Genomic DNA, 12,948 nt, shown 5'->3' with positions numbered 1-12,948 from the left:
CGTGATATACGTAATCTGTCCCTTTTTAGGGAGCCCAAATAAAATACTACCTTCATGAAGGGAAGAAGTCAAGCATAGAATAAGGGAGAGAATTTTCAATCATTTCTTACAAATATAAAGGGCCCCGGAAGGCCTAAAAGCCTGACGGGAGCCGTACCGGGAGAGATTATTTCTCTTCCTCTTCTTCTGATTCCTCTTCTTCGTCTTCGTCATCATCTTCGACACCGTCGAATTCATCAATCTCGAGCTCTTCCTCGTCCTCATCGATGTCCAGATCCTCGTCTGCATCATCAACATCGACATCGTCGTCGTCATCAGTCAGATCATCATCATCGTCTGCGTCATCAAGATCATCATAATCAAGATCTTCATCTTCCAGATCATCGAAATCTTCCAGATCTAAGTCTTCGTCTTTCTTCTTCGCTTTTTTCTTTTTGCTTGATTTCATCGTTGGAACGGTCTCTTCCTCGATTTGATCAACAGGGTACCATTCTCTTAAACCCCAACGGTTATCTCCCATGGCAATGTATCGTCCGTCGATATTCAAATCCGTGTAGAATTGAAGTAAACGGCTCTTTACCTCTTTATCAGAGATTCCAAGCAAACCTTTGATTTCCTTCACGATCTCTTCAAATGCCATCGCTTGCTTCTTCTCTACCAAAATTTCATGTGCCAGTTCAATGAATGATGTTTGACTCAATTCTTCTTTGGATAATTGCTTTAGACTCACTTTACGCACTTCCTTTCTCTATTTCACACTCTACTAAGTAGAGTAAAAAAGGGCAAAAATTCTCCATTATCAATTTTAACCATATTCAACATTATAAACAATATAAATCACTTTATGCTATACATATCTCGTTTTTCCCGCATTTTTTTCGCATATGGTTTCAGGAAGGCCTGCCATTTCCAATCTTCTCTTCTTTCTGAGCGCTCCTGACGACCCGGAACGCTTCATAGAATAAATAAAAAGAGAGCAGGAAAAAAGGGATGGCACCCAGTTGAAATTGATATAAAAGGATGGCGGCGTATAGGGTGATGATCAATAGTATGCAGCGTAAAATGGTCTTCACAGTCTCACATCCAAACGTATGTATCGTACTTTCCCGTTTACTTGTCTGATAATTCTTATTATATAGGATGTTTTACCCTACAAGTATTAAGTTCATGTTAAAAATTGGTTGATTTCGTATAAAGGATAGACGGTTTGGCGGGTTTTTAAACTTGTTGGTTTCTCTTTTACCTTTTTTTATGAGACATGCGTTGTTGATTTCCGCTGCAGGCACTCGCTTTCCGCGCTTAAATACCACCATCATTCATACTATGCATACTGATCATCAATTATTAGCCATCTGTAAAAAAGAGACTACTGCACCCCTACAGTAGTCTCATCTTCCTTTTATTTGTTACATATTGCGTCGGTATTGGCCGCCTACTTCGTAGAGGGCGCGTGTGATTTGGCCGAGGCTTGCGACTTTTACGGTTTCCATAAGTTCTTCGAAGATGTTTCCTCCGTTTACTGCTGCCTGTTTCAGACGAGTGAGGGCTTCTTCTGTTTTGTCTTTGTGTTGTGATTGGAAGTCCCGCAGGTTTTGGATCTGTGTTTCTTTTTCTTCTTTTGTGGCACGTGCCAATTCCATGCTGTCCATCTGCTCTTCTGAAGGTGGATTCGGATTCAGATACGTGTTCACTCCCACGATCGGAAGCTCACCGGAATGTTTCTTCATTTCGTAGTACATGGATTCTTCCTGGATCTTTCCTCGTTGATACTGTGTTTCCATGGATCCCAGTACGCCTCCGCGGTCATTTAAGCGGTCGAATTCTGTGAGGACCATTTCTTCCACGAGATCCGTCAGCTCTTCTGCGATGAATGAGCCTTGCAGCGGATTTTCATTTTTGGATAATCCGTGTTCTTTCGTGATGATCATCTGGATCGCCATGGCACGGCGGACGGATTCTTCCGTCGGTGTCGTGATCGCTTCATCATAGGCGTTCGTGTGCAGGGAGTTACAGTTATCCTGCAGGGCCATCAACGCTTGAAGCGTTGTACGGATATCATTGAAATCGATTTCCTGGGCGTGCAGGGAACGTCCGGAAGTCTGGATATGATACTTCAGCTTCTGACTGCGTTCATTGGCACCGTATTTATCACGCATCACCGTCGACCAAATGCGGCGTGCCACACGTCCGATCACCGTATACTCGGGATCGAGGCCGTTCGAGAAGAAGAACGATAAGTTCGGTGCAAAGGCATTGATATCCATTCCGCGGCTTAAATAGTATTCCACGTACGTGAATCCGTTCGCCAGCGTGAAGGCAAGCTGAGAAATCGGGTTCGCTCCCGCTTCAGCGATATGGTAGCCCGAAATCGATACAGAGTAATAGTTTCGTACTTTGTGATCGATGAAATACTGCTGGATGTCCCCCATCATGCGAAGGGCGAATTCAGTTGAGAAGATACACGTATTCTGACCCTGATCTTCTTTTAAAATATCTGCCTGAACCGTTCCGCGAACGACTTGAAGGGTCTGTTCCTTCACTTCCACATACTCTTCCACTGTCAACACGCGGCCGAGCTCTTCTTCCTTCATGCGGATCTGCTGATCGACCGCCGTATTCATATACATGGCAAGGATGATCGGTGCGGGTCCGTTGATCGTCATGGACACGGATGTTGAAGGCGCACATAAATCAAAACCGGCATACAGCTTCTTCATGTCTTCAAGGGTACAGATGCTCACGCCGCTCTCTCCGACTTTCCCGTAAATGTCCGGACGGTGATCCGGATCTTCACCATAAAGTGTTACGGAATCAAAAGCGGTACTCAGGCGTTTCGCATCATCATCCTTCGACAGGTAGTGGAAACGGCGGTTCGTCCGTTCAGGCGTTCCTTCACCGGCGAACTGACGTTTCGGATCTTCACCTTTGCGTTTGAAAGGGAATACGCCTCCTGTGTAAGGGAATGATCCCGGAACATTCTCTTTATAGACCCAATCCAAAATTTGACCGTAGTCCTTATATTTCGGAAGGGATACTTTCGGGATATCGAGTCCGGATAAGCTCTTTGTCTTTAATTCCGTGACGATTTCTTTATCACGGATCTTGGTGATGAACTGATCCTTGCTGTAAGTCTCTTTTAGAGAATCCCATTTTTGTAAAATCTGTTTGGATTCAGCTGTCAGTTTATTTTCAACTTCTTCCTTTAACGTTTGAAGGGATGTGACGACCCCTTCATTCGTCTCCTTCTCGTTGATTGCTTCGATTGCCCCTTCAAGCTGGAACAACCGGCGGGCGAGATTCACCTGCTCTTCTGCTTTTTTATGATAATTACGGACCGTTTCCGCAATCTCACGCAGATAATAACGGCGATTGTTTGGAATGATCACGTTTTGTTTCTCGACATCGACATCTTTCGAGAAGCCCGTTTTCCAGTCCAGCTCCATTTTCTTGTTCACCGTTTCAACGATAGCTGCAAATAAGGCATTGGTTCCCGGATCGTTGAACTGGCTGGCAATCGTTCCGTACACAGGCATGTCATCAAGATCCTTATCGAAAAGCATATGACTGCGCTGATACTGCTTCTGAACCTGGCGTCTCGCATCCTCTGAGCCTTTGCGCTCGAACTTGTTGATGACGATCAGGTCTGCAAAATCGATCATATCGATTTTCTCAAGCTGGGAAGGAGCACCGAACTCACTTGTCATGACGTACATGGACATATCACAGATCTCAGCGATTTCCGCATCCCCCTGCCCGATCCCGCTCGTTTCCACGACGATCAGGTCATATCCTGCCGCCTTAACCACGTTGATTGCATCTTTGATGGCTAACGAAAGTTCCGTCTTCGACCCACGTGTAGCAAGGCTACGCATGTAGACACGAGGATTAAAGATCGCATTCATCCGGATCCGGTCACCCAATAAGGCTCCGCCTGTTTTTTGTTTCGTTGGATCGATGGACAGAATCGCAATCTTCTTTTCAGGAAGTTCGTTGATGAATCGACGGATCAGTTCATCCGTCAAAGAACTCTTCCCTGCTCCACCCGTTCCGGTGATCCCCAGGACAGGTGCTTTTTTCGCTAAGCTCTTAATTTCAGAAAATACGGTCTGGGCTGTCGCCGCCACTTCTTCATTGGCCCCGACTTGATATTCGGCAAGTGAGATCAGCTTCGATACCGTGTTCACATTTCCGGTTGAAAGCTTCTCGACTTCCTGATTCACGCTTCCCTTGATGGTAGGGAAATCGCATTCTTCGATCATCTTATTGATCATGCCTTGAAGACCCTGCGTACGGCCGTCTTCAGGAGAGAAGATGCGGGCGATCCCGTATTCGTGAAGTTCTTTGATCTCACGAGGGATGATCACTCCGCCGCCTCCGCCATAAATACGGATATGGGAAGCCCCTCTTTCTTTTAAAAGGTCATACATATATTTAAAATATTCCACGTGTCCACCCTGATAGGATGAAATCGCAATCCCCTGAACATCTTCCTGAATAGCGGCATTGACGACTTCCTCTACAGAACGGTTATGGCCTAAGTGAATGACTTCTGCCCCACTTGCCTGGATAATCCGACGCATTATGTTGATCGACGCATCATGTCCGTCAAACAAGCTTGATGCCGTGACAAAACGAACATGGTGCTTTGGTTTATAAATCTCAACCGTGCTCATATTACTCCCCCTGTTCTCCCTTGTTTTTCAAATCCGATGATTCCCGTAAAAGTGAGTTCGATTTGAAGATCGATGAATTCCTCGAGTGTGTATTTCTTCTGAAGTGCCCAGCGACGGAATCCCCACATCTGTCCCTGGACGAATACATTCTGTGCGAGCATATGAATCTGATCATCATTAAGCTCAAGCTTTCCACTGTCGACACAGCCTTTGATGAGATCTTCCACCATCCCCACCATTTCAAGTTCTTTCCGGAGCACATATGGAAGGGCATCCTTCGATAAGGATTTCGCTTCCTGATACATGACGAGGACCTCATCCTGCATCCGGTCCATCACCTGAAAATAATGGGCGATGCCGAGACGCAAATTTTCAAGCGTCCCTTTTCCGACATCGAGCTCCTCAAGCTCCAATCGAACCTGCTCATAAATGCTGTCACACACTAAATACAGGACATCTTCCTTTGTTCGTATATATTCATACAGCGTTCCGATACTGAATCCGGCGGCCTTTGCAATCTCTCTGGTCGTGGTGCGGTGAAACCCCTTTTGTTTAAACAGAGAGACGGCCCCGCGAATCATCTGATCACGCCGCTTTTCCACCAAACGCTCATCCTTGACAGAAGCATGAACTTCCCTCTTCTTATTCAAAACAACCGACCGCCTTTATAATCCGTTTCTCCCCTTGACCCCTAATCCCTATACTGACTGCCTCATCCCCCAACAAAGCAATCAGGACTCTATCTCTATTTCAACTCACACCAGGTCTGGCACCATGGAGCAGCAAGCGATGTCAGTAACCCCTTTACGCCACGAAGCAGCTAACAACCCCCTCGGGTGCCTGACACGAGTCAGGACCGACCAGGTAATCCCCTTCCGGAAGACCTCCCAGTCAACCTCAACACTACTTCGTCACCATCCGCGAAATAACCAATCTCTGAATCTCCTGCGTTCCCTCATAAATCTGAGTGATCTTCGCATCACGCATATAACGCTCCACCGGATAGTCCTTCGTATAACCATATCCACCGAAAATCTGAACCGCTTCCGTCGTCACTTTCATCGCCGTATCGCCGGCCATCAGCTTCGACATCGCCGATTCTTTTCCGTACGGAAGACCTTCAGACTCAAGCCATGCAGCTTGATAGGTTAATAGACGGGAAGCTTCGATGGACGTTGCCATATCGGCGATCTTGAAGGAAATCCCCTGGTTTGCTGCGATCGGTTTGCCGAATTGCTCACGCTCTTTTGCGTAATCAACGGAGGCATCAAGTGCTCCCTGGGCAATCCCCACTGCTTGAGCGGCAATCCCGTTACGGCCGCCATCAAGGGTCATCATGGCAATCTTGAAGCCGTCTCCTTCGTTCCCAAGCATATTCTCTTTCGGTACCTTACAGTCTTCAAATACGATTTCAGTCGTTGGAGATGAGCGGATTCCGAGCTTCTTCTCTTTTTTTCCAACAGAAAACCCTTCGAAGTCTGCTTCTACGATGAAGGCACTCGTTCCACGCTGGCGCTGTGATGGATCCGTCAAGGCAAATACGATATACGTATCAGCGATTCCACCGTTTGTGATGAAAATTTTAGAACCGTTCAATACGTAGTGATCGCCTTCTAAGCGGGCCGTCGTTTTCATACCGCCTGCATCGGATCCCGAACCCGGCTCCGTCAAGCCGTAAGCACCGATCTTCTCTCCCTGGGCCATCGGACGAAGATACTTCTGCTTCTGCTCTTCCGTACCAAATTTATATACTGGCCAACCGGCTAAAGAAGTATGGGCGGATAACGTAACACCTGTAGACGCACATACTCTTGATAATTCTTCAACCGCGATACAATACGCCAGATAGTCACTGCCGATCCCGCCGTATTCTTCAGGCCAAGGAATCCCCGTCAACCCAAGCTCCGCCATCTTTTTGAATAAATCCATATCAAAGCGTTCTTCCTCATCACGCTCAGCAGCAGTAGGAGCCACCTCATTACGTGCAAAATCACGCACCATCTTACGTATCATTTCATGCTCTTCCGACAATTTAAAATTCATCTCATTTTCCCCCTATCATCAAAATACCGGGTCTGTCTCCCTCAAGAAACAAGCTATGCCACAAACCCCTTTACGCCACGAAACTTATAAATCCATATCGGGTGCCTGACACGCTAAGTACTTATGCCCGTAACACCCCTCAAAAAGCAAAAACCAACTCATCCCAACTACACCAACAAATGCTTCCCAATCACCATCCGCTGAATCTCACTTGTACCCTCATAAATCTCCGTCACCTTCGCATCACGGAACAAGCGCTCCACCGGATATTCCTTCGTATACCCATATCCGCCATACACCTGAATCGCTTCCGTCGACACTTCAACGGCTGATTTCGATGCAAACAGCTTTGCCATACTGGCTTCTTTCCCACAGGAAATGTTGTTCGCACGGAGATTCGCCGCCCGGTACACGAGAAGCTTCGAGCCTTCAACGGCCGTCGCCATATCGGCAAGCTTAAAGCCGATTCCCTGCTGGGCGGCGATCGGCTTGCCGAATTGCACACGCTCTTTTGCGTAAGCCGTTGAGTAGTCAAAAGCGGCTTCAGCTATTCCCAGCGCCTGCGCGGCTATTCCGATTCTGCCGACATCGAGGTTTGCCATGGCGATTTTAAAGCCTTCCCCTTCTTCACCAAGAAGGTTCTCAGCCGGGACTTTCATATCTTCAAACGTCAGCTGAACGGTCCGTGAACCGTGAAGCCCCATCTTATGTTCATCTTTCCCGACCACAAGACCAGGTGTATCCTTCTCAACGATGAAGGCCGATACCCCGCGGCTCCCCTTCGTCGAATCCGTCGTTGCAAATACAATATACGTATCCGCTTCGCCCCCATTGGTAATGAAGACTTTTGATCCGTTCACCACATAGTGGTCCCCGCGCTTTACCGCACGTGATTTCAGGCTCTTTGCATCGGACCCTGCACTCGGCTCCGTCAGGCAGAAAGCGCCTAAATACTCACCTGTTGCAAGCTTGGGAAGGTACTTATTCTTCTGTTCTTCATTTCCAAAATAAAGGATCGGATTGGTTCCCACTGACGTATGGACCGACAGGATGACCCCGATGGTGGCGCTTACTTTCGAAAGCTCATGAATCGCAATGATATACGAGGTGAAGTCCATCTCTGATCCGCCATATTTCTCCGGAATCGTGATCCCCATCAAGCCAAGTTCGGCCATCTTTTTTAGAATGTCTCTCGGGAACTCTCCCGCTTCCATCTTCTCGATGAACGGCTGGATTTCTGTTTCGGCAAAATCCCGGACCATCTTTCTCATCATCTGCTGCTCTTCCGTGAATCGTAACTCCATGACTGTTTCCTCCCTGATGTTCGTCGTGATCACTCGTACGAATAGAAGCCGCGGCCCGTTTTACGTCCCAGCCAGCCTGCTTTCACATATTTCCGGAGTAGCGGGCACGGACGGTATTTATCGTCTCCGAAGCCTTCATGCAAGGTTTCCATGATGTACAGGCATGTATCGAGTCCGATGAAGTCAGCCAGAGTCAGCGGCCCCATCGGGTGATTCATGCCAAGCTTCATCACTTCATCAATCGCCTCTTTGCTCGCCACTCCTTCATAAAGGGTGTAGATCGCTTCATTGATCATCGGCATCAGAATGCGGTTTGAAACGAATCCCGGGAAATCTTCCACCTCTACCGGTACTTTGTTAAGAGACTTCGTCATATCTTCAATCACTTGATACACTTCATCCGTCGTGGCAAGGCCACGGATGATTTCAACCAACTTCATCACGGGTACCGGATTCATGAAGTGCATGCCGATTACCTGCTTGGGACGCTTCGTCGCTGCAGCGATTTCCGTGATCGGCAGGGAAGAAGTGTTCGAAGCCAAAATCGTATGTTCCGGCGTAATTTCATCCAATTGAGCGAAAATCTTCGTTTTGATTTCCATATTTTCAACGGCCGCTTCGATGACAAGATCCACCTTCTTGGCGTCCTGGATATCGGTTGAAGCCGTCAAACGGTTTACCGTCGCTGCCTTGTCTTCTTCAGACATTCTGCCTTTTTCAACGGAACGCGACAGATTCTTCGTGATGACACCCATTCCCTTTTGGACAAACTCCTCTTTCAAATCGTTCAGATATACGTTGAATCCTGCCTGGGCACAGACTTGGGCGATCCCCGAGCCCATTTGTCCCGCGCCGATGACCATTACGTTTTTGATGTTCATTTTGTTTCTCCCCTTTGTTATATGAGACTAGTAATCTAGTTGGTTTGGTTTGGTTGGTTTGGTTGATTCACCTGCTGATTTTCATCAGAAATTCAGCAGCTGAACTCAAGAGCTGTACCTGGTACAATCAATCCCATTTGTACCAGGTACAAAACCGCTATCTAACGCCCTACTGCTTCGCAACCTCAATCATGATTGCATCCCCTTGACCGCCTCCGCTGCAGATCGAGGCAATCCCGATTCCGCCTCCGCGGCGTTTCAGTTCGTATGCGAGTGTCAGGATGATACGGGCCCCGCTTGCTCCGATCGGATGGCCAAGGGCTACGGCTCCACCGTTCACATTGACTTTCTCAGGATCAAGGCCGGCGATTTTCCCGCTTGTTAAGGCCACGGCTGCAAATGCTTCGTTGATTTCAAACAGATCGATCTCCTCAAGGGATTTCCCTGTTTTCTTAAGAAGCTCGTTGATGACAAGACCCGGTGTTTGCGGGAAGTCTTTTGCCTCAACGGCGATCGCTGTATGACCAAGGATCGTCGCTAACGGCTGTTTCCCTTCCTTCGCGGCTCTTTCTTCACTCATGAGGACCATGGCTGCCGCTCCGTCGTTGACCCCTGGAGCGTTCCCTGCTGTAATCGTTCCTTCTGATCCGAAGACAGGCCCCAATTTAGCCAGCACCTCGATGGATGTTTCTTTCCGCGGCGCTTCATCTTTTGCGACGAGAATCGGTTCTCCTTTGCGCTGAGGAACCTCAACAGCCACGATTTCTTCACCGAGCACTCCTTCTTCGGTCGCTTTTACTGCTCTTTGATGGCTTCTGAGTGCCCATTCGTCCTGCTCTTCTCTTGATAGTTCAAATTCCTTCGCTGTTTCATTTCCGTACGTTCCCATGTGGACGTTGTTGAAGCTGCACGTCAATCCGTCGTGAACCATCAGGTCCTTTACTTGTGAATCTCCCATTTTGAATCCCCAACGCGCTTTCGGAAGGATGTAAGGGGCATTGGACATGGATTCCATTCCACCTGCCACGATCACTTCACCGTCGCCTGCACGGATGATCTGGTCTCCCAGTGTGACGCTGCGCATTCCTGATGCACAAACTTTATTGATGGTTTCCGTTTTGACATTCCAAGGTAAGCCAGCGTGGCGTGAAGCTTGACGTGAAGGGATTTGTCCCTGTCCCCCTTGTAAAACGGATCCGAGGATGACTTCTTCCACTTCTTCACCGCTTACTCCAGCCCGTTTCAAGGCTTCCTTTACTGCGAAACCGCCAAGCTCTGAAGCTGAAAAACCGCTGAGGCTTCCCCCGAATTTACCAAAAGGCGTTCTTGCTCCATCTAAAATAACCGTTTTTCCCATCTCCATCGCTCTCCTTTATATGGGTTTTATCCGTGATTTTGTATACGCTTTCAATTTACTTTAAAAAAATATGATCGACTTTCGACTGAACGCTCGCTCAACTGCTTCTCACAAGAGAAGGGACAAATTTTGTCCCCAATATACCTTTATTGTACTTCAAATTCATCTTGAACGCACCCAATTTTTTTGAAAGTTTCTATTTTTCCATCAATATTATTAATGTAGAAAAACAATAGGAGTGAAACGCAATAGAGACTATTTTGTTTCACTCCTGAATGTGTGTCTAATTCATTATTGTGTTGATAATATTCTTTTTAAGATGCAGCCGGTTGGTCCTTTAGATCGCCACAAACGGCTTTTTCAAGGATTTCTGCTACATCCAGCGTAGAAACCGTTTCTTCCACTTCCTTCGCTTTCGTACCATCCGACAGCATCGTCAGACAGTATGGACAGCCCGAGCTGATGACCGACGGACTGACTGCCAGTGCCTGCTCAGTACGGGAGACGTTGACGCGGTGTCCTGCGTCTTCTTCCATCCACATCAGTCCTCCACCTGCTCCACAGCACATGCCTTTTTCACGGTTACGTTCAATCTCGACCAATTTCACGCCGGAAATGGATTTCAGGATTTCACGCGGTGGATCGTACACTTCGTTGTAACGTCCAAGGTAACAGGAATCATGGAAGGTGATTGTTTCGTTCACTTCGTATTGAGGCTTCAAGCGACCTTCCTGTACCAGTTGATGAAGAAGTTCTGTATGGTGATAGACTTCCGCTTCCAGACCAAAGTCCGGATACTCATTTTTAAAAATGTTGTACGCATGCGGATCAATCGTTACGATTTTCTTGATTTCATGTTTTTCGAACTCAGCGATATTTTGACCGGCAAGCTCCTGGAACAAGAATTCGTTTCCGAGACGTCTCGGTGTATCACCGGAGTTCTTTTCTTTATTACCGAGAATCGCGAACTTCACGCCGGCTTCATTCATCAGCTTGGCGAAAGATAAGGCGATCTTTTGGCTTCGGTTATCGAATGAACCCATGGATCCGACCCAGAATAGGAATTCGAAGTCTTCCCCTGCTTTTTTCATTTCCTTTACCGTAGGAATCGTCACGTCTTCTCTCGCTTCGCGCCAGTTTTCACGTTCTTTACGGTTCAGACCCCAAGGATTCCCCTGGCGCTCGATGTTTTGCATGGCGCGCTGTGCGTCGGCATCCATCTTCCCTTCCGTCAGAACGAGGTAGCGGCGAAGGTCAATGATTTTATCCACGTGCTCATTCATGACCGGACATTGGTCTTCACAGTTACGGCACGTTGTACATGCCCAGATTTCTTCTTCTGTGATGACGTCCCCGATCAGGCTTGGACTGTACGCAGCTCCTGCTGCCGCTTCTTCGGCCGCTTGAGTCGCACTTGCCATAGCTAATTGATTCCCTTTTGTGCCATTGAATGCGAATGTCGGCACCCATGGCTTCTTCTGCGTCACGACAGCACCGTGATTCGTCAGGTTATCACGCAATTTGACGATCAGGTCCATAGGGGAAAGCATTTTCCCTGTTCCGGTTGCCGGACACATATTCGTACAACGACCACATTCCACACATGCGTAGAAGTCGATCATCTGATGCTGCGTAAACTCTTCAATTTTTCCTACCCCGAAGCTTTCAGCTGACTCATCTTCAAAGTCGATCGGCTTAAGCTTTCCAGGGTTGTCTAAACGATTGAAATACACATTGGCAGGACCCGCAATTAAATGCGCATGCTTGGATTGCGGTACATACACAAGGAATGCCAACAAGAATAGTAAATGAATCCACCAGGCAACATAGAAAATGGCGATGGACGCCGTTTCCCCGATGCCTCCAAGTGCCCCTGCAATCAGTGACGCGATAGGCTCCGTCCAGGCCAGTTCTTCCCCGTGCCAGATGATGCCCATTCCATTCCCGACTAGGACGGAAAGCATTAATCCTCCGATGAACAAGAGAACAAGCCCTGATTTGAATCCTCTTTTTAAACGGACCAGCTTTTCCACATAGCGGCGATGGAACGCCCACACAACCGCGACGAGGATCATCAGTGTGACGATCTCCTGGAAGAACGTGAAGCCTGGATATAGCGGCCCAAGTGGTAAGTGACTTCCCGGAGCAAGCCCCTTCCAGATGAAGTCGATGGCCCCGAATTGGACAAGGATGAATCCGTAGAAGAACATGACGTGGATCGCTCCACTTTTCTTATCCTTCAGAAGCTTCTTCTGTCCGAAGACGTTGACCAGGATCTTCTGGAACCGTTCTTTGAATCGTTTATCGAATTCCACTTTTTTCCCGAGCTTAATATATTCAATTCTCGTCTTCACTACATACACAAACAGACTCAGTGCATAAACGGTCACAAGGATAAATGCGACCCAATTGAGAATGAGTAACCCATTCATAGACAAACACTCCCCCTTCATTGGCCTGATTTGAACATCCCCTTTGTTCAAACTTTTACAAACCAAATTAATATTCTGAATAGTCCATATCTCCATTATATTATGAATGAGCATTCAGTCAATGGTTTTTCTTAATAAAAATGAAAACCTTTTCATGAACGATTATTCATTTCTTGAAAATAAACAGGACTATTTGTACCCCCCACAGGTTTCAAAAGGACTCATGAAAGGGAAAAGAAGAAAGGATGTAATGTACGT

At 47.4% G+C, this 12,948-nt stretch carries 9 protein-coding genes; all 9 read right to left on the bottom strand.

All coding sequences use genetic code 11. The features are described 5' to 3' along the window. Positions 1 to 166 precede the first annotated feature (166 nt). The 9 genes from rpoE to NQ095_RS16420 all read right to left on the bottom strand — a co-directional run bounded on the left by rpoE (position 167) and on the right by NQ095_RS16420 (position 12,690). Positions 167 to 730: a DNA-directed RNA polymerase subunit delta gene (rpoE, locus tag NQ095_RS16460; RefSeq protein WP_258264544.1), complete on the bottom strand. Its 564-nt coding sequence runs from the start codon at positions 728 to 730 to the stop codon at positions 167 to 169. 160 nt (positions 731 to 890) lie between these two features. Continuing rightward, a complete protein-coding gene (locus NQ095_RS16455; protein WP_258264543.1) occupies positions 891 to 1,073 on the bottom strand; it encodes a hypothetical protein in 183 nt (60 codons plus the stop codon). Between the two features lie 333 nt (positions 1,074 to 1,406). Further along, positions 1,407 to 4,673, bottom strand: coding sequence for a fused isobutyryl-CoA mutase/GTPase IcmF (gene icmF, locus NQ095_RS16450; RefSeq protein WP_258264542.1), 3,267 nt, complete (start codon positions 4,671 to 4,673; stop codon positions 1,407 to 1,409). Next, the gene (locus NQ095_RS16445) at positions 4,670 to 5,323 is read right to left on the bottom strand and encodes a TetR/AcrR family transcriptional regulator (RefSeq protein WP_258264541.1); all 654 of its coding nucleotides are present in this window, start codon (positions 5,321 to 5,323) and stop codon (positions 4,670 to 4,672) included. Before NQ095_RS16445 ends, icmF begins: the two co-directional genes overlap by 4 nt. A 253-nt stretch (positions 5,324 to 5,576) precedes the next feature. Further along, the gene (locus NQ095_RS16440) at positions 5,577 to 6,716 is read right to left on the bottom strand and encodes an acyl-CoA dehydrogenase (protein ID WP_034765086.1); all 1,140 of its coding nucleotides are present in this window, start codon (positions 6,714 to 6,716) and stop codon (positions 5,577 to 5,579) included. Positions 6,717 to 6,883: 167 nt separating this feature from the next. Then, positions 6,884 to 8,020: an acyl-CoA dehydrogenase gene (locus NQ095_RS16435; RefSeq protein ID WP_258264540.1), complete on the bottom strand. Its 1,137-nt coding sequence runs from the start codon at positions 8,018 to 8,020 to the stop codon at positions 6,884 to 6,886. Between the two features lie 29 nt (positions 8,021 to 8,049). Next, on the bottom strand, positions 8,050 to 8,901 hold the full coding sequence (locus tag NQ095_RS16430; protein WP_258264539.1) for a 3-hydroxybutyryl-CoA dehydrogenase: 852 nt from the start codon (positions 8,899 to 8,901) through the stop codon (positions 8,050 to 8,052). Positions 8,902 to 9,070: 169 nt separating this feature from the next. Then, on the bottom strand, positions 9,071 to 10,258 hold the full coding sequence (locus tag NQ095_RS16425) for an acetyl-CoA C-acetyltransferase (RefSeq protein ID WP_258264538.1): 1,188 nt from the start codon (positions 10,256 to 10,258) through the stop codon (positions 9,071 to 9,073). A 314-nt stretch (positions 10,259 to 10,572) separates the two neighbouring features. Further along, positions 10,573 to 12,690, bottom strand: coding sequence for a 4Fe-4S dicluster domain-containing protein (locus NQ095_RS16420; protein WP_258264537.1), 2,118 nt, complete (start codon positions 12,688 to 12,690; stop codon positions 10,573 to 10,575). Positions 12,691 to 12,948 lie beyond the last annotated feature (258 nt).

This window comes from Rossellomorea sp. SC111 (assembly GCF_024733565.1).
Taxonomy (GTDB): domain Bacteria; phylum Bacillota; class Bacilli; order Bacillales; family Bacillaceae_B; genus Rossellomorea.
This window is presented reverse-complemented; position numbering and strand designations above follow the sequence as displayed.

Excerpts from the sequence above, each read along its gene's own strand:
- icmF (WP_258264542.1), bottom strand. The coding sequence starts at position 4,673 with ATGAGCACGGTTGAGATTTATAAACCAAAGCACCATGTTCGTTTTGTC.
- NQ095_RS16440 (WP_034765086.1), bottom strand. The coding sequence starts at position 6,716 with ATGAATTTTAAATTGTCGGAAGAGCATGAAATGATACGTAAGATGGTG.
- NQ095_RS16435 (WP_258264540.1), bottom strand. The coding sequence starts at position 8,020 with ATGGAGTTACGATTCACGGAAGAGCAGCAGATGATGAGAAAGATGGTC.
- NQ095_RS16430 (WP_258264539.1), bottom strand. The coding sequence starts at position 8,901 with ATGAACATCAAAAACGTAATGGTCATCGGCGCGGGACAAATGGGCTCG.
- NQ095_RS16425 (WP_258264538.1), bottom strand. The coding sequence starts at position 10,258 with ATGGGAAAAACGGTTATTTTAGATGGAGCAAGAACGCCTTTTGGTAAA.
- NQ095_RS16420 (WP_258264537.1), bottom strand. The coding sequence starts at position 12,690 with ATGAATGGGTTACTCATTCTCAATTGGGTCGCATTTATCCTTGTGACC.